Origin of the sequence: Hymenobacter sp. AT01-02 (assembly GCF_000961955.2) — a bacterium.
In the GTDB taxonomy this organism is placed as follows: Bacteria; Bacteroidota; Bacteroidia; order Cytophagales; family Hymenobacteraceae; genus Hymenobacter; species Hymenobacter mucosus.
Genome location: NZ_JZIR02000024.1, coordinates 68,166 through 85,204 on the forward strand (window position 1 = coordinate 68,166; position 17,039 = coordinate 85,204).

Annotated in this window: 20 protein-coding genes; 14 read left to right on the forward strand and 6 right to left on the reverse strand. The window is 53.9% G+C overall.

Annotated elements, in window-relative coordinates; all coding sequences use genetic code 11:
• The first annotated feature begins 183 nt into the window (after nucleotides 1-183).
• The 12 genes from VI25_RS09655 to VI25_RS09710 all read left to right on the forward strand — a co-directional run bounded on the left by VI25_RS09655 (nucleotide 184) and on the right by VI25_RS09710 (nucleotide 9,674).
• Entirely contained in the window at nucleotides 184-987 is an 804-nt protein-coding gene (locus VI25_RS09655) for an alpha/beta fold hydrolase (protein ID WP_045687639.1), read from the forward strand.
• Between the two features lie 180 nt (nucleotides 988-1,167).
• Entirely contained in the window at nucleotides 1,168-2,136 is a 969-nt protein-coding gene (locus VI25_RS09660; RefSeq protein WP_052695041.1) for a proline iminopeptidase-family hydrolase, read from the forward strand.
• Nucleotides 2,137-2,192: 56 nt separating this feature from the next.
• Complete coding sequence (locus tag VI25_RS09665; protein WP_262489940.1) at nucleotides 2,193-2,456, forward strand: putative quinol monooxygenase; 264 nt, start codon at nucleotides 2,193-2,195, stop codon at nucleotides 2,454-2,456.
• Between the two features lie 79 nt (nucleotides 2,457-2,535).
• Nucleotides 2,536-3,183 carry a hypothetical protein gene (locus VI25_RS09670; protein ID WP_045687638.1) on the forward strand — a complete coding sequence of 216 codons (648 nt, stop codon included), beginning with the start codon at nucleotides 2,536-2,538 and terminating at the stop codon, nucleotides 3,181-3,183.
• A gap of 95 nt (nucleotides 3,184-3,278) precedes the next feature.
• Nucleotides 3,279-5,090 (forward strand): ABC transporter ATP-binding protein, encoded by a 1,812-nt coding sequence (locus VI25_RS09675; protein WP_045687637.1) that lies wholly within the window; start codon nucleotides 3,279-3,281, stop codon nucleotides 5,088-5,090.
• Between the two features lie 62 nt (nucleotides 5,091-5,152).
• Nucleotides 5,153-5,968: a hypothetical protein gene (locus VI25_RS09680; protein ID WP_045687636.1), complete on the forward strand. Its 816-nt coding sequence runs from the start codon at nucleotides 5,153-5,155 to the stop codon at nucleotides 5,966-5,968.
• Between the two features lie 195 nt (nucleotides 5,969-6,163).
• Nucleotides 6,164-6,427, forward strand: a complete 264-nt coding sequence (locus VI25_RS09685; protein ID WP_045687635.1) for a barstar family protein — start codon at nucleotides 6,164-6,166, stop codon at nucleotides 6,425-6,427.
• 48 nt (nucleotides 6,428-6,475) lie between these two features.
• On the forward strand, nucleotides 6,476-6,784 hold the full coding sequence (locus tag VI25_RS09690) for a hypothetical protein (protein ID WP_045687634.1): 309 nt from the start codon (nucleotides 6,476-6,478) through the stop codon (nucleotides 6,782-6,784).
• Between the two features lie 41 nt (nucleotides 6,785-6,825).
• A complete protein-coding gene (locus tag VI25_RS09695; protein ID WP_045687633.1) occupies nucleotides 6,826-7,476 on the forward strand; it encodes a hypothetical protein in 651 nt (216 codons plus the stop codon).
• An 86-nt stretch (nucleotides 7,477-7,562) separates the two neighbouring features.
• Nucleotides 7,563-8,384 (forward strand): alpha/beta fold hydrolase, encoded by an 822-nt coding sequence (locus VI25_RS09700; protein ID WP_045687632.1) that lies wholly within the window; start codon nucleotides 7,563-7,565, stop codon nucleotides 8,382-8,384.
• 45 nt (nucleotides 8,385-8,429) lie between these two features.
• The gene (locus tag VI25_RS09705; protein WP_045687631.1) at nucleotides 8,430-8,831 is read left to right on the forward strand and encodes an ACT domain-containing protein; all 402 of its coding nucleotides are present in this window, start codon (nucleotides 8,430-8,432) and stop codon (nucleotides 8,829-8,831) included.
• Nucleotides 8,832-8,978: 147 nt separating this feature from the next.
• Nucleotides 8,979-9,674: a hypothetical protein gene (locus VI25_RS09710; protein WP_045687630.1), complete on the forward strand. Its 696-nt coding sequence runs from the start codon at nucleotides 8,979-8,981 to the stop codon at nucleotides 9,672-9,674.
• 147 nt (nucleotides 9,675-9,821) lie between these two features.
• On the opposite strand, the gene VI25_RS09715 is transcribed toward VI25_RS09710, so the two are convergent.
• Nucleotides 9,822-10,238, reverse strand: coding sequence for a TerB family tellurite resistance protein (locus VI25_RS09715; RefSeq protein ID WP_045687629.1), 417 nt, complete (start codon nucleotides 10,236-10,238; stop codon nucleotides 9,822-9,824).
• 191 nt (nucleotides 10,239-10,429) lie between these two features.
• On the opposite strand from VI25_RS09715, the gene VI25_RS09720 reads away from it, so the two are divergent.
• Complete coding sequence (locus VI25_RS09720) at nucleotides 10,430-10,837, forward strand: hypothetical protein (protein ID WP_045687628.1); 408 nt, start codon at nucleotides 10,430-10,432, stop codon at nucleotides 10,835-10,837.
• 24 nt (nucleotides 10,838-10,861) lie between these two features.
• Here VI25_RS09720 and VI25_RS27720 read toward each other — a convergent pair whose 3' ends face one another.
• Entirely contained in the window at nucleotides 10,862-11,080 is a 219-nt protein-coding gene (locus VI25_RS27720; protein WP_262489938.1) for a pectinesterase family protein, read from the reverse strand.
• Nucleotides 11,081-11,127: 47 nt separating this feature from the next.
• Nucleotides 11,128-11,991 carry a pectinesterase family protein gene (locus tag VI25_RS09725; RefSeq protein ID WP_262489939.1) on the reverse strand — a complete coding sequence of 288 codons (864 nt, stop codon included), beginning with the start codon at nucleotides 11,989-11,991 and terminating at the stop codon, nucleotides 11,128-11,130.
• A 72-nt stretch (nucleotides 11,992-12,063) separates the two neighbouring features.
• On the opposite strand from VI25_RS09725, the gene VI25_RS09730 reads away from it, so the two are divergent.
• Entirely contained in the window at nucleotides 12,064-13,272 is a 1,209-nt protein-coding gene (locus tag VI25_RS09730; protein WP_045687627.1) for a porin, read from the forward strand.
• A gap of 18 nt (nucleotides 13,273-13,290) precedes the next feature.
• Here VI25_RS09730 and VI25_RS09735 read toward each other — a convergent pair whose 3' ends face one another.
• The 3 genes from VI25_RS09735 to VI25_RS09745 form a co-directional block, all read right to left on the reverse strand.
• Entirely contained in the window at nucleotides 13,291-14,241 is a 951-nt protein-coding gene (locus VI25_RS09735; protein ID WP_045687626.1) for a pectinesterase family protein, read from the reverse strand.
• A 187-nt stretch (nucleotides 14,242-14,428) separates the two neighbouring features.
• A complete protein-coding gene (locus VI25_RS09740; RefSeq protein WP_072144787.1) occupies nucleotides 14,429-15,760 on the reverse strand; it encodes a cytochrome P450 in 1,332 nt (443 codons plus the stop codon).
• A gap of 366 nt (nucleotides 15,761-16,126) precedes the next feature.
• Nucleotides 16,127-16,957, reverse strand: coding sequence for an enoyl-ACP reductase (locus VI25_RS09745; RefSeq protein ID WP_045687625.1), 831 nt, complete (start codon nucleotides 16,955-16,957; stop codon nucleotides 16,127-16,129).
• Between the last annotated feature and the right edge of the window lie 82 nt (nucleotides 16,958-17,039).

Consider the following 17,039-nt stretch of genomic DNA (forward strand, 5'->3'; position numbering starts at 1 on the left):
GCTACGGTTGTGCTCTCATGGAAACTCTACCCTGAAGTAAACTCATCCCATTTTGATTTGTAATTTATTAATCACTTCACCCATAAAACATTATTCGTTAGGGCGTTTCCCTTTATGACAAACACTTGCATTTATCCAGTATTATTTCTAAATATTCTAAGCAAATACTATTTTATCCCACCCATGAACGTGCTAAAACGCAACAATGTGCATGTGCTGGGCCACGGAACCCGGACGTTACTTTTTATAAACGGGTTTGGCTGCGACCAAAGCATCTGGCGCTACATATTGCCCCCGCTCACCGATCAGTTTCACCTGGTGCTCTTCGACCACGTTGGCGCGGGTCTTTCGGATACGTCGGCCTACGATCCTGCGAAATACGCCTCGCTGAATGGGTACGCGCAAGATGTACTCGAGATTTGCGAGGCGCTGCGGCTAACCGATGTAACCGTGGTAGGGCATTCGGTGGGCGCTACTATTGGCATGCTAGCTGCTATTCAGGAGCCCAGCCGCTTCCAGCAGCTGCTCCTGATTTGTCCGTCGCCGTGCTACCTCAACGAGGCCGGCTACCACGGCGGGTTTGACCGGGCCGATATTGACTCCTTGCTGGCCTTCATGGAAACCGACTACGTTGGCTGGGCCGAGTCCTTCGCGCCCTTTCTGATGGGCAACCCCGAGCGTGCTTCCCTGGCCGCGGAACTGGTGCATAGCTTCTGCCAGAATGACCCCGCTATTGCCAAACAGTTTGCACGCGTCACCCTGCTATCTGATAACCGACTGGATGCCACGCGTCTGACCACCCCTTGCCTGCTCGTGCAGTGCGCCGAGGACATCATTGCCCCGCAGGAGGTCGGCGAGTATTTGCAAGCCGCCATTCCAGGAGCTATTCTTGTTACCCTACCCGTATCAGGCCACTGCCCCCACATCAGCGCCCCCCGCGAAACACTGGATGTTATAGAATCGGCGCTGGAAGATGGAAGCCGTTAGGGTCGGCACACGCCCGGGCGCTTCTCGTGCGCTACCTCACCGGAAGGCGAAAGGTAACGTTAGGCCTGGCATCCGGGGAGGAGTAGCAGGAGCCCCAAACTTTACGCATCTTAGGGTCCTACTGAGCTAGGTGCGGTATGCCTAGCCTGCTACCCATCATCTTCTTACGATCTGCCCGTCGTGCTACTGCGCCTGCTTGTATCTGCTTGTTTTATTCTAGGTTCCTTCTGGTCCGTTGCCCAAACTACCGATAGTAGCTATGCCGCCAAGCTGGCGGCCCCAGGGGTGCAGATGATTCGGGTGGATGGCAAGTACAACGTGTGGACGCAGAAGATCGGCCAGGGCCACATAAAGCTTCTGCTACTGCATGGCGGCCCCGGCAACACCCATGAGTACTTCGAGAACTTCCCAGAGCACTTAGCTAAGGAAGGCGTTGAAATCTATTACTACGACCAGCTCAACTCCTACCATTCCGACAAGACGGAAGACAAAGACGTCTGGAATATTCCCCGCTTTGTGGAAGAGGTAGAGCAAGTGCGTCGGGGCCTGGGGCTGGAGAATTTTTACCTTCTGGGGCATTCCTGGGGTGGAATGCTAGCTTTGGAATACGCCGCCAAATATCCCCAGCACCTCAAAGGTCTTATCACCTCCGATATTGGCTACAAAGCCACCGTGTTCAACAAGCACCGCTACCAGCTGTACGCCAACATTATTCGACGACATGCGGCGAAGGAAGGCAAAACCGTAGTGGGCCTCGACACAATGGGCCTGAAAACGCTGTCTACTTTTATCACCCCGGCCGTGCAGGCGGAATTTCGGCAGCTACACATGATGCGCCTAACCCCGGAACCGGCCACCTTTACGCGCAGCCAAGCGCACATCATCCGGAAATACGCGGGCTATATACTGCCCACAATGGTTGCTTGGGATTTCTCCGACCGCCTGGCTTCCATCACAACCCCCACCCTGGTTATTGGCTCGACCTATGACTTCGTGCCCACGGAAGATATTGCTTACATGCAGCGCCACATTCCGAACTGCCAGAAGTACATCTGCCCGGAAGGCTCGCACTACGCCATGTGGGACGACCCGCAGCATTATTTCCCGGCCCTGATCAAGTTTTTGAAGAAGACCGAGCGGAAAGGGTAGTTTGTATTACTATAAATCTACCCCTCCCATGACCGTCGAATACATCCGCTACCGTTATTGCGGCCGAGCAGCAACCTGCTTTCGTGGAGGCCATCCGCCAGGCTAATCAGCTGCTGGCTACTGCGCCCGACTGTCTCAACTACCAACTGGCTCACTGCGAGGAAGACCCTACCCTATTCATCTGGCGCATTGAGTGGGCCTCCGTAGAGCAGCACCTAAATGGCTTCCGTAAGAGCCCAGAGTTTGAGGCCTTTTTTCAGCTAGTAAAGCCGTTTTACCAAAGCATCCAGGAAATGAACCATTACGCGGTAGTAAAATAAACAGTAGCCTTCAAACAATAATTATTTTTACTTCATGACGCCATATTATAGGTTGTATAAGACCATTTTCTCAATTTCAATGAGAGAAATAAAAATAGTGTTAGCCTGTACAAGTATATTCTTCACAAGTTGTAATACTGCTAGCCAGGAGCTGCGCTTTAAACCACCTGTCCAAATCGACTTAGCTGCTCATCAAATTATTAAAGCGCGTTTTAAACTGACTAGTATTGATTCAGTGCCGGACTATTGGGGTGGTTTACAACCTGCATACCCTATGGCCAGCGTCTTTAGCCCTTCGTATGAAGACTGTAATGAGCCAAAGTGGAAAAGTCGGGGAATGATAATGGGGTGTAGAAAAATATTGATTAAAAAAGACACTTCCTATGTGTTAATTGGCACCACAAATGAGTTGCAGCATATTTATTCACCTATAACTAGCAAACAAGAAGCTCTTAGTTATGCTAGCATATATTTTAGTTATTTTCCCATAACAACGTCTTCATTTTTTAAGGATAAATACACTTACAAATTGAGCAAACTAATATCAAAGGCTGATAGTCTAGAAAACTATTTTATTGTGCACCTATATGATAAAAAGTTTTTTGGCTGTGGGCCTCACCCCTACTATTACGCAACTATCAAAGTATTCAGAGACGGTAATGTGCAGGAAATGCAGAAGCTTGAAGCCTTTCGGGACCCCGAGGATGACGCCCTATGTGTTGACTAGAATATGAAATCCTTATGCGTATGTAGAATACCCCAAAATAACCCCTACCCCCTTACGCTCGTCTAACCGGCTACCGCTCACCTAGCCTATGTTGCATGAGTCTTTGGGAGATTATAAAACGCCTATTTCCGTACGTACGGCCCTACCGGGGGCTGGTTATTGCCACCCTGCTGCTCACGCTGGTGGGCTCATTGGCCGCCCAGGTAAATCCGTTTGTGCTGCGCTACACCGTGGACACAGTGCAGGGCCTACTCAACCGAGATGCTACTTTGGCGGCGGGCCTGCCCATGCTGCTACTGGTGAGCGGGCTGCTGCTAGGCAAGGAAATTATCAACACGTTTATTCAGTTCGGGCAGAAGTTCTACGGGGAGAAAATCCGCATCAACGTATCCAGCACTCTCATTCGAGATGCTGTGCACAAGGTACTCAGCTACCAGCTCGGCTTTTACTCCGATAGCGGCAACCAAACCGGCAAGCTCCAAACCCGCATTGACCGGGGCGTGGAGAGCCTAATGAAGCTGGTGCAGAACTTCTTCATTGACATTCTGCCGCTGTTTGCCAACTCCATTGTGGCGCTGGTGGTCATGTTCACGGCCAACGTGTACGTGGGGCTAGTAGCCGTAGCGGTGCTACCAGGATACTTCTGGCTGAGCTACCGCCAGGCCGATAAGCTGAACGGCACCCGTCGGGCGTTGTGCGGCCTGCGCGAAGCCCGCAGCCAGGGCCTCGTCAATCTCATCGACTCGGCCGTGGTCATCAAGAGCTTTGTGCGCGAAGACTACGAGGAACAGAAGCAGGCCCAGACTCAGCAAAACCTACAGGAAGCCCAACTTCAAACCCGCAAAACCAATTTCCTGTACGACGGGCTTAAGACATTTACTGAGCAGATTGGGGTAGTACTTATTATTATCCTAACGGCCTATTTGGTGCTAGACCGGCAGATTTCCATTGGGGCCATCATGTTCCACATTCTACTGTTCAATAACGTGTCGGCGCCCATCCGGCAGTTGCACCGCATCTACGATGAAATGAACGACGCCCTCACCTACTCCGAGGGCTTCTTTGACATTCTTGATGCGGCCGATGCCAAGGAGCCAACTGGCCCGCTCAAGCCCGACCACCTCCGCGGCACCTTCGACATCTGCAACGTAGACTTCACTTACCCGAGCGGTACCCAAGCCCTGCACGACGTTTGCCTGACCATCGAAGCCGGCAAAACTACTGCCCTAGTGGGCCTGAGCGGAGCTGGTAAGAGCACCATCATCAACCTACTCTGCAAGTTCTACGCCCCCGACCACGGCAAGATGCTGCTCGATGGCAAGCCCCTGGCCGACTACGATACCCACGCCCTGCGCCAGCAAATTGGGCTGGTACTCCAGAAGAATCACATTTTTAAGGGCACCATTGAGGAGAATATCCGCTACGGCGTGATGGACGCCAGTTTGGAGCGAATACAGGCAGCTGCCAAGCAAGCCTACTTGCACGAGCAGATTATGGAGCTGCCGAAAGGCTACCAGTCCGACGCCCAGCAACTCTCGGGTGGGCAGCAGCAGCGCATTGCCATTGCCCGCCTATTCCTGAAAAATCCGCCCATTATCTTCCTCGATGAGCCTACCGCTTCCCTTGATGCCATTGCCACCGAGCAAATCAAGAACTCCCTCGACGCCATCAAGCAGGGCCGTACGGTAGTCATCATCTCCCACAGCCTCGCCCAGATTGTGGACTCCGACTGCATTTACGTGATGAAACAGGGCCGCATGGTGGAAAGCGGCACCCACGAGCAGCTCTACGACCTGCGCGGCACCTACCGCGAAATCTTCGACGCCTCCGCCCGCAGTCTCAATATCGAGAAGCTGGCCCGCGTGCTGGTGGATGACGGGGACGAGGTAGGCGACACGGTGGCGTGAGGAGGTTTACTAGCTGTACGATGTATCAGCTTCTTTAACTTTACCACCTCAAGCCCAACCATATGAAAATACTTGTACGCTCCTTAGCATTGATAGCACTCATTGCCACTTTCGGCAGCCTATTGTATAGTATTTATGGATATTACGTATCCAAAAAAATCAATACTGACGAAGAAGAATTGTACACTTATATTCAAACACACACTAGCAGTCTTGAGCTACCTTCTTTGTATGGAACTACCACTACTTTAACTACCAATGTAGTTTTAGACAGTATCAACTCTTTGCTAGAGCCCAATATCATAATGCCCGGTGGCATGTACAGCTCTACTCTAGACAGAAGAAAAGCAAGAAGTATTAACCAAAGGCTAGATCTTGAATGTTTATACTTTTTATCAAAATCCAATTTTATTAATGACATATTACCCAAAAACAAATTTACTTCTATCCCTGAATTCTATGGAGTACATATACAACAAGAGTATGAATTATTAACATCAAGGGTATTAGACAGGAATTTTGGTCGAATGGTTATCGGATTACTATTCTTTATAGCTTGGCTATTTTTATTTATTATTATAATAAAACACACTTCTATGTCAATTTATGAAGAAGACAAAATATATTTTAGATACAAGTGGAGCAATAATTCTAATTTAATTGGCAGAAGATTAATTTCATTATTATACAACACCATATTCTTTGTAGCTATTTTTTCTACCTTGATCTTTAGCATCTGCAATAGAATATATCCCAACTCAGACTTCGACGATTTTTTTATGCCACATCAAGCAGTCGTCGCAATTTGCTTCATTGGCATGTTCTTCATTTGGGCGCTAACTTCAATGGGGTGGTGGGTTTTCAGTAAAAGAGTATAATACTCCTCAGATAGCTCTAAATGATGCGAATTTGGAGTACTATAGCTCGTGACCGGGCTACGAAAGAGAGCCGCGCCAGTAGCAAGCAGATACTGCGTCGTTTTGGCGGAACAGTTGAAAATGCGTGTCATACACTGGCATGACTCACGCTGCGCTAAACTCGCGCCGTTAGTGCTACAAACAATAAAAAATATCATGAACCTCGACCTGACCGGCATTACCAGCAAAGCCGCCATCCATCAGCTATTCAAGGAAAAGCTGGGCTTTGAAGACTGGTACGGCCCGAGCTGGGACGCTTTCTGGGATTCCATTATAGCCATTGTGGAAATGCCACCCGTACTGACGCTGACCAACTGGGAGGAATTTGCCCGCTGCTGCCCGCGGGATATGGAAATTCTGCGGCAGGTAATGCAGGACTATGAAGTAGAAATGGCGCCGAAACGCATTGTACTGGGATAGAGCAACCAGCAACGGCTACATTTGGGCAGCCTATTTGCCTTTTGCCCGATGAAGTATTTCCTCTTGACTGCGCTGCTGAGCGCTAGTTTTGCCAGCTACGCCCAAAAAGCCCCGTACTCCTTCCAAACTATTCCCCTGCCACTGGAAATTGCAGACCGTAACAACCAGTTTTCCGGGCTGCACCTATATAAAGACGAACTGCTGCTACTGTCGGAAAGCCGCTTGCAGGAACGCGCCGAGGCCAAAGTGTACGCACTTAACCTGAACACCCTAGACAAGCAGTTGGCCGGCAAGGCGCAGGACATAGCGTACCGGAAGTATGCTATCCGGGGCCTTAGCACCATCAGGGCGCGCTAGATAGCGCTCGGCAGGAATACGAAGGGCTGGAAGGCCTCACCATGCTGGGCGACACGGCCTACTTCACTATTGAAACAGCTACGTCCTCAGCTTATTGCTACCTCATCAGGGGCCGGCTGGACACGGATACTACCATCACCCTAGATGCCCACTACCTGGTGCCCCTGAGCAAGCCAGTTCTGACTGATGGCGACCACATCCATAACGCAGGATTTGAGGCTGCTACTGGGTACAATGGCAGCTTGCTGCTACTGTTCGAGTACAACTATTTCCGGCACGACAACTACGCATTGCGCCTGCCTAGTGTGATTCGCCTGCCCGATATCCCGCAGCAGATACCGGTGCAGCGCCTCCCTTTCCGCCTTACCGACCTAACCTACGAAGGCCGCAACCGCTTCACGGCCATCAACTATTTCTACACCGGAGCCGAGGACAGCGTATACCGCCCTGCCCCTACCGACCCTAATAGCCGGTTTATCCGCAATGGCACCACTTACCAAAATTATTGCCGTCTTATTCGGCTGCGGTACCGGCGTGGTAAGGTGAGTTGGAAGCCCTTCATAGAGCTTCCCCGCGAGTATATGACCTACAACTGGGAAGGCTTAGCAGCGTACCGGCGCGGGTATTTCTTAATCAACGACAAGTATGGTCCGTCGGGCCAATCGACTTTGCTGTATTTGCAAAAAAAGTAAGCGCCTCCGGCCGCTTTCGAGGCAGCTGGCAATAGCGAACTTTAGTGTTTACCAGTAACATTACCGCCGCACCTAGCTTTCTTGTTATGCTCTGCCGCGCTTTGCTTTTTTCGCTTTTGTTGCTCAGCTACCTAGCTTCGGGCCAAGCAGTACCGTACGGCAACAATCCGAAAGCCGGCCACTACGCCACGGTGCGGGGCGTGAAGCTCTACTATGAAACCTACGGCGTAGGGGCTCCCCTACTGCTCGTGCACGGCAACGGCGGTACCAGCCAGGACTTCCAGAAAAACATTTCTTACTTCGCTCAGCGCTACCACGTTGTGGCCTTGGACAGCCGCGCCCACGGGAAGTCCACGGACCCGGCCGATTCGCTGAGCTTTGAGATGATGGCCGACGACTGCGCGGCCCTGCTCACGCATTTGCATCTCGACTCGGCCTACGTGCTGGGATGGAGCGACGGCGGCATCACGGCGCTGGTGCTAGCCCTCCGCCACCCGGAAAAGGTAAAACGCCTGGCTGCTACCGGAGCCAACCTGTGGCCCGACTCTACGGCCCTCATGCCGGAGCTGTGGCACCAGATGCAGCGGGGCTACCAGGAGGGCAAGAACCAAACCTTCACCGATCCTAAGCGCAAAAACGACTGGAAGGTATTCTTACTCGACTGGCAGGAACCCCATATTTCGCTGGCGGCTCTAGCCAATATCAAGGCACCGGCCTTCATCATAGCCGGCGACCAGGACGTGATTCGGCCCGAGCACACGCTGGCTATCTACCAGAGCCTACCCCGCGCTTGGCTGTGGATTTTGCCCAACAGCAGCCACGCTACCTTGCAAGAGCACGCCGACGAGTTCAACCGCAAGGTGGATGCCTTTTTCCGAGCCAAGCAAATCTCGCCCGTTACGCACTAGAGCCGAATACAGCCCGCCAACGTACTACCTCCACACACTAGCATCATGCCCGGCGAAACCGACCTTGCCCACTTACTGCGCACCATGAAACCCGAGCGCCAAGCCGGCACCTACGTGTTTTGCACCGTCGCCTCATTGGAAGGATTGGCCCTGACAGATTGCCTTGGCACCTTTCAGGAGCGGGAAGGATTCACCCTGATTCTTCCCCAGCCTACTGCCGACCGTCTGCACCTACCGTACTCTTACGTGGCAGCCTGGATAACCCTCACTGTGCACTCGGCGCTAGAGGCAGTTGGCCTGACGGCTGCCGTAGCTCAAGCCCTGGCGCGCGGTGGGGTGAGTTGCAACGTAGTGGCAGCCTACTACCACGATCATCTTTTCGTGCCTGCACACGCGGCGGATACGGCACTGCACCTTTTGCAGCACTTAACGGAGGCAAACGGCTAGCTCCTCCTCGGGAAGAACGCGCCGCAACATTCTATCAGAATTGTTCCGTGTATTTCATAGTTGCTTGCGCCCAGTCCTCGTAAACTGAACAGATAGGGCCGCTGGCCTACGTAGCTGCCCTTGGCTACCCGTACAGTTTACTTGAATATGCAGAACTTCACCGTAGAACGCCTTTCCTTCGATACGCTTACTGAACTTCCTCACGCTTGGCAAGCGCAGGACTACAAGGCCTTGTTGCTTAAAACCGGGTATGACAACCCCGAGGAACTAGGCCCCGATGAGCTGAAAGAGATGTGCCTTATGGGCCTCACGGACCTGGAACCCGCGGAGGCCGCGCAACTGGTATTGGAACACCTCTTTGCAGACGAGCTGACCCCAGGCCAGATAGAAAACCTCGCCCACCAGATGCTCACGGAAAAGCTGTGGGAAGAAAACCCGAACTTAGGGCAGCACGAGGGCTTTTTCAAAGCCACCCAGCTACTTTACACCGCTTACAACGGCAAATTTCCGCGCGCCGAAGCCGTCCGGTTTCAGGTGCAGCTTACGGCCGACAGCCCGGAGTTCTTTCAGGTGTTCGACACTACCCCGGAAGCACCACTCCTGCGGTTACTGGCGCAGGGCATGCCCGACAACACCCTGCTCAAGCGCCTGTTTCACGAGCAACTCGATGGCACCAGCTTTCCCGAAGCGGCTTCCATCATCTGGCAGCTACAGCCCAGTAAGCCCAACGACACGTCTTTAGTATTCGATGTGGTGAGCTCTGCCTACTGGCTAGATGACTTTAAGTACGCCGACACCTACCAAGCAACCACCCAGGCCGATACCGTGGTAGAAGAACACTAACCGGTATCTGTTTCAGTTAAATGATTACAGAATATAGCCCCATCCAGAGACAGCCACAAAGGTTTTCTCAGGATGGGGCTATGGCTTAGTAGCGGTGCGCAACGGGTATTCTGGCACTACTACCCAGAACGACTAAAAGGTAGTTGGCTAGCTTACCGTAGGTGGGTTAGGGTGCCTAATAGGGCCCGCTCCGGCCAGTTGGGACACCATATCGTCGAGGATGGCTTTGCTATAGCCAATACGGTTGGCGTACTCCATGCATAGCCCGTACTCACGCGGGTCAATTTGTCCATCTTGGAGCATCATTTGCACTAGGGTTTGGAGCTCCAAGGTCCGCTGTAGTCCCTCGGCGGGCACTACAAAGCTCAGGATGCCAATGTTATCGGCAATGGGCTGCACTTCTTCCGGCTTCAGCCCCAGACGGTTGCCAATTTGAAGCAAAAAGTCGCTTTCCTCTTCGCCTACCTCCCCATCGGCCGCAGCCAGAAGCACTAAGTTTTGGAAAAAGGCCAGCTTCTTTTGCTGGGTGTTCAGGACGTCTTCGAGGTTATGTTGATGCTGCATAGCGTTGAAAAACTAAGGGTCAGCCGGCACGTTCCGCACAGTATGTAGCTATCAACGATGCCCTTTCCGGAAGGTTTCTCGCGCATTTCTAGTGTCGAGCCAACAAACAATACGATTCGCGTCGCGTTATTTGCCGACGCCTAGCCCTGCCAGGCGACGCCCTCAGTAGACCACGAACTTAGCCCTAATGCATGATTACTTCGTTGCGACGAGGAGACGGCAGTGTATACCTCACCGTTGAACACAACCACTACGAAAACTGGATTCATGCGCATTGGTATGGCCGTCAGACCCTAAGCACAGTAATGGACGGTGGCCTCACCTACCTGGAAATGTTGCGGCAAACGCCCTGCCCCAAGCTTCTGAACGACCACCGCGACTTGGTAGGCACCTTCACCGAAGCCAACGAGTGGATTCAACAGGTCTGGACTCCGCTGATTTGCGCGGCGGGGTTGCGCTACATCGGTCAGGTGGTGTCCTCCGATATTTTCGGTCAACTATCCATTGAAGATTTGCAGTACCGCATTGGCGACCAACTAGATATTTATCTGTTTGATAGCCTGGATACTACGCAAAACTGGCTGCGCATACAGCCTTAATTTGTTTGTTTTAGCACGCGCTTTCTAGTGCGGAAGCTTTGGCAGCCAAGGCTCTGGGGCAGCCAGCACGCGCTTCAGCGTATATTGCCGGGCTTGTTGCGCAGTCAGCTGCCGAGACCATGTTACTCGCTGCGCCATCTTGGCGCCGGGCCCGGAGGAGCCGTACTCCTCGTAGCGTACCGTTTTCTCGCTCTCTGGCTTTTTCCAATTGTCCCAGCCCGTAGCACGAATATGGCTTCCCATTCGAGTACGCAGGTAGGTTACTTGCGCGTAGGGTTGCCAGGGTCGGCCTAAGGACACGTCCGTAGCAGGGTAGTATCAGCGGTTAACCGGCAGTAGCGAAACACGAAGCCATATGCCTGGTCTGGCGGGGTAGCGGCGGCTGTTATGTGGGAGTTCTTCTTGCTGTGAATGGTACAATGGTCGAAAACGGCCGTGCTGGACCCAAATATGAAGTCGGTGGTGCCTTCAATGAAGCAGCGCAGAAAATACTGCCGCGAGTGATTCTTAGCGAGGAACAACGTGTCCTGGTCGCCAAGGATGCGGCAATTGCGAAAGTAACACCGGTCGGCGGCTACGTGCAGGGCCACCGCTTGCCCGGCCGTGCGACCCGCCGTGTTTTGAAACGTAAGGTTCTCGGCCCCGAACCCGGCCCCTTCTATCAGCACTGAGTGGGAAGTATTAGTATTGATAGTACCCTTCCCGCTGTGGTCGTCGAAGGTGAGCACCGTATGGTCCCGGTCTTCTCCCCGCAGCACCAGGTTAGGTTTGTTGGCTGGCACTAGTAGCTTTTCCCGGTACACTCCGGGGCGGATTATAATTAGAACGGGCGTGACGGAGTTAGTGGGGGCTGCATCTACGGCTTCCTGCACTGTGCGATACTGCCCGCTGCCATCCTGGGCCACAACCAAGGTGGCACCCTTTCCCCAGGCCTGCCCCAGCGCAAACCAGGTCAGCAGGAGACTTAACAAACTGTACTTCAGAAGGTAGCCGAACGGCGCACAGGTGCAACTTATGCGCCCCCAAGCCCGCTGTGCAAACTTTAGCGCAGCAATTTCTGCGCACACGATGTCAGCAACGTTGTCATTGGCGCTTGCTAGGTAGCGTTGCGTAGCAGGCTTGTGAGTAAAAGGGCGGGCCCAATACAGATTCATAACATTGAGGTAATATGACGGTCACATTTAAGTAATAGGTAATGCCGCACTTTGCGTTAGCATTACCATTTTATGAAGAAACTGTTAACCAGCCTGTTGATCTTAGTAGGTGGCTATGCCCACGGACAGGTCAATGACTCAGTACACAAGGCACCGGCAGCGGCTAAGAAATGGTTTGAAACGTTTGCTATTCGGGGCTACCTGCAAGCACGTTACAACCGTCTCCTGGAAACCAACCCCGACTTAACCTGCGAGCAGTGCGACCGGTCGTGGGGGCGCAATGGCGGCATTTCTTTCCGGCGCATCCGGGTGATTTTATACGGGCAGCTACACGAACGAGTGTATTTCTACCTGCAGCCCGACTTTGCCAGCACCCTCAGCGGTAGTACCTCGCTGAACAGCACGTTGCTGCGCGATGCCTACATGGACGTGGGCCTTACCAAAAGCAACAGCTTCCGGGTGCGGGTGGGGCAAAGCAAAATTCCTTTTGGCTTCGAGAACATGCAATCCAGCCAAAACCGCCTTCCCCTGGACCGCAACGACGCCATCAACAGTGCTTTTTCCAACGAGCGGGATTTGGGTGCCTTTGTATACTGGGCGCCCCCAGCTATTCGCAAGCGCTTCAGCAACCTAGTAAAGGAAGGCCTGAAAGGCTCCGGCGACTATGGGGTAGTGGGCCTGGGCGTATTTAACGGGCAAACCGCCAACCGGCCTGAGCTTAACAACCAGCGCCACGTGGTAGCCCGCGTCAGCTACCCCCTGACTATTGGGCAACACATCATCGAGCCCAGTTTGCAGGCCTACTCTGGTGAGTACGTGATAGCGCGAGACCAACTATCGACCGGCACCAAGCACCGCCCCGACCTGCGCTACCCTGACCAGCGAGTGGCGGCCACCTTCGTACTCTATCCCCAGCCCTTCGGCATTCAAACCGAATACAACGTGGGCCGGGGTCCGGAATTCAACCCAAGCACGGATAGCATTACTACCCAGCGCCTGCACGGAGGCTACGTGCTGCTCAACTACCGGCTTCAGTACAAGCAGCACCAGCTATACCCCTTTCTGCGCTTTCAGTACTACGATGGAGGCAAAAAGCACGAGCGAGACGCCCGCAGCTACACGGTGCGCGAAGCGGAGCTAGGCGTAGAATGGCAGCCCTTCCCCAGCTTTGAGCTGGTAACCATGTACACGCTTTCGTCGCGGCGCTTCGAGGATTTTCAGCGCCAAGACAACCAGCAGCGCGGCGGCTTGCTACGGTTACAAGCACAAGTCAACTTCTAGTGCTGCAACTACTTGCTCTTACTCCTTGGTGGGGTCCCAGCCGCGTAGCACCGTAGCAAGCGTATACTGTTGAGCCTCGGCGGCGGGCAGTTGGCGCGACCAAGCTGCCCGCTGCTTGGGGGCCGCTCCCGGGCCTTGGCTCTGATATTCAGCGTATCGGGCCGTTTGCTTGTTGCTTTCCTTGTCCCAATGGTCCCAGCCTTCGGGCCGAATCTGCTTACCTAGTTCGCAGTTCAGGAATACGGTTTTGGCGTAAGGGCGCCAGGGCCGGCCCAGGTAAAAGCTGCCGGCGGGCGCATTGCCCGTAATCTTGCAGCGGTTGAACACGTAGCCGTAGCGCGTAGTATCGGGAGTAGAGGCTGCCGTTACGAAACCACTGGTTTTGCAAAAGATGGTGCAGCCCTCAAACCAGGCTGTGCTGCTCCCGAAGATAAAATCTACGGTTCCCTCGATGTAGCAATCTTGGTAGTACTGGCGGCTGCCGTACCCGTAGGTGTACAGCGTATCCTGAAAACCCAAGAAGCGGCAATTTTTAAACCGGGCTTTGTCGCCGGCTACCCACACGGCCACGGCCTGCCCTACCGGCCCGGAGGTGTTTTGAAAGGTGAGGTTTTCGGCGCTGAAGTCGCCGCCGTAGATGTAGATGCTGGACGAGCCGGAAGTGCCTTTGTCCTCGCCAAAGATGTTTTTCTTCTGGTTGTAGTCATCATAGGTCAGCACCGTTTTCTCGCGGTCCTCACCAATGAGCTTGACCAAGTTCTTGGAGCCGGCCACAATGAGCTTCTCTTTGTATATCCCTTTCTTGATGAAGATGGTAGTAACCTTCTTACGAAAATCAGGAACGGCATTGAAGGCTTCTTGCACCGTGCGGAACTGACCAGTACCGTCTTGGGCTACTACAAAATCGTAGCCAAGGGCCCGGCCCAGCGTCAGCCAGGCAAGCAAAAAGAAAAGCAGGATGGATTTCATAGCGCGCGGGTGGGTAGGGCGGCAACTTATCCGAAATCCGCTGGATTCGGCCGCATTCACCTGGTTTTTTCCGCGCAAACGTTGTCGGGAACGTTGCCACTCCCTACCTCCCAGCCAGCAGCAAAGCCACCTCACGCCCGGCGCAGTGCCAAACGGGAGGTGGCTTTTCGACACTAGGCAACCTTTCCTACCCCTTGTGAAATGGACAGCCCATTGCGGCAGCCTTCTCACTGCCGGCGGCCGGCATAGGCAGTGCCGCCAAGGCACCTTTGCCAGTGGGGCGCACATTGGTTAGCACAAAGCCACTGGCGGGGAGCGTGGGCATGCGCGTCAGGTCGTAATACAGATCCTGGGCCGGCACATCGTAGCGGATACCATCGTTGAGGAAGGCTACGGCTTGCTTCATGGCCTCAATGGTAATCCACTCGCCGGCGCAGCGGTGGCCGGTGAGGTACTCGCCGCCGCCCTGCGGAATGAAATCGTAGGGATTATCCTGCCACTGCCGGAACCGCTCGGGCCAGAACACCTCGGGGTCCTGCCACTGCCGCTCGTCGCGGTTGGTACCGTACACATCCAGCAGCACCATTGTCCCCTTCGGAAACTGGAAGCCGTGCCAGGTGAAATCCTCGCGCACTATTGCACCCACAAAGGGGGTAAAGGGGAAGTACCGACGTACTTCCTGTACAAATACCTCCGCATAGTCGTCGGTGGGGTTGCGCAGCAGCTGGCGGTAGGCGGGGTGTTCATGCAGGGCCAGAGCTGCAAAGGTGATATAGGTAGCAATAGCCACAATGGGCCGGGTAGCATTCAGTAGCTCAATGGCGGCCATTTGCACATCCAGTAGTTCGCCGTCTGCATCCCGGTACCAGGCCACAGTGTGCGCCGGGGAGCCTTCCCGCACCGGCAATTTTCCCTTCCGAATGGCCCGGATAATACCGCGCATCCACTTCTCGCCGCGGCTGCGGGCCTGCTTGCCGCGCCAGTGCCGAGGCCCTACCCCACCGAAGCCATCCACCATGTCGCCAAAGTCGCGGGCGCGCTTGCTTACCTCGTCCTCTGCCAAGGGAACTTCGGCCCAGGCACAGGCCGCCCGACACAAAATCTCTTGGGCTTCGCGGAAGAGCACAACCTTATCTAGTTGCTCCCAGCGGTGGGCATAGCGCTGCCACTCTCCGGCTAACAGACTCATGAGCCGTTCCCGACTGGCGGGCCCCATTAAGGCCATAAACATTTCCTTGCGGCAGCGGTGCTCCCCATTGTCGCGGGTCTGAATGGCATCTACGCCCATAAGCGTGGTTTGCACTCGGCGCGGTACGGCCCCTTTCCGGATGAATAGCTTGGGGTTGTAGAACAGCTCGGCGGCCTCGGCTCCGTGCAGACAAATGGCCGGTAGGCCCATTAGCCGAATCTGGAAAATATCGGAGTCGAAGCGCTGGCTACGGTTGTATAGGAAAGGGTAGCCTTCGCGCAGTACGTCCAGGGTACTGTCGAAACTTGGGTCGCGGAAAATCTTGGGCATGGCAGGTAGAATATATTGCCGAAACGGATGACCTATACCTACGGGCCGCTGATGTGGAGGATGCTGATGAGTTGAAGAAAGACTAGTGTGCCTTATAGATATCCTGGCTTACCTGTCTGCTTTGCACTCTCTACCTTTTCACATCTCTCCAGCAACATTGACCTAGCCAAGGAAAGGAGTAGCTGAATCTTTACTTGCTTATTAGCCCAGCTACTTGCCATCTGACATACAGCAAGGAGTCCTTTCCTCTAATGATGCTTCTTCTGGATTAATCACCGGCCACAAATTGCGCCCGATTCATTAGACAAAACGGAAAAAGCCCGACCAGAAGGCCGGGCTTTTGCATTTATAATGAGGGCAAACCCCCTATGAGTTTTGCGACGTGCCAGCGGTGATGACCTCTACAATTTCCTCTGAAATGCCGGTGGTGCTGAAGCCGCCGTCGTGCATGAGGTTCTGCATAGTCACGTAGCGGGTCAGGTCCGAGAACAGGCTGATGCAGTAGTCGGCGCAGGCTTCGGCCGGAGCGTTACCCAAGGGCGACAGTTTATCGGCGTAGGTGTAGAAGGCATCAAAGCCGCTGATACCAGTGCCGGCCGTGGTTTTGGTGGGCGACTGCGACACCGTGTTCACACGTACTTTCTTCAGTTTGCCTAGGCGCTGGCCGTAGCTACGGGCAATGCTTTCGAGTACGGCTTTGGCCTGCGACATATCGGTGTAGTCGAGGAAGGCGCGCTGGGCGGCAATGTAGCTTAGGGCTACTACCGAGCCCCACTCGTTGAAGGCATCCTGCTTCTCAGCCACGGCCAGCATCTTGTGCAACGACAGAGCCGATACATCCAGAGTTTTCTGGTACCACTCGTAGTTCAGCTCACCGTAGTGCTTGCCCTTGCGAATGTTGGCGCTCATGCCAATGCTGTGCAGTACGAAATCGAGCTTGCCGCCGAGCTGCTCCTGGGCGCCGCTGAACAGCTTCTCTAGGTCCTCCATAGAGGTGGCATCGGCCGGAATGATGGGGGCGTTGCACTGCTCCGAAAGCTTGTTGATTTCGCCCATGCGCATAGCAAGCGGGGCATTGGTCAGTACAAAGCGGGCCCCTTCGGCATGTGCTTTCAGGGCTACCTTCCAAGCAATGGATTCTTCGTTTAGTGCCCCGGAGATGATGCCGACTTTGCCAGCAAGTAGGTTATTGGCCATATGGTGAGTTGGGAAAATTAGACTTGGAGGTGCAAAAGAGGTAAAAAAATGTCATTCCGACTGAAGAAGGAGTGTGAGTGCC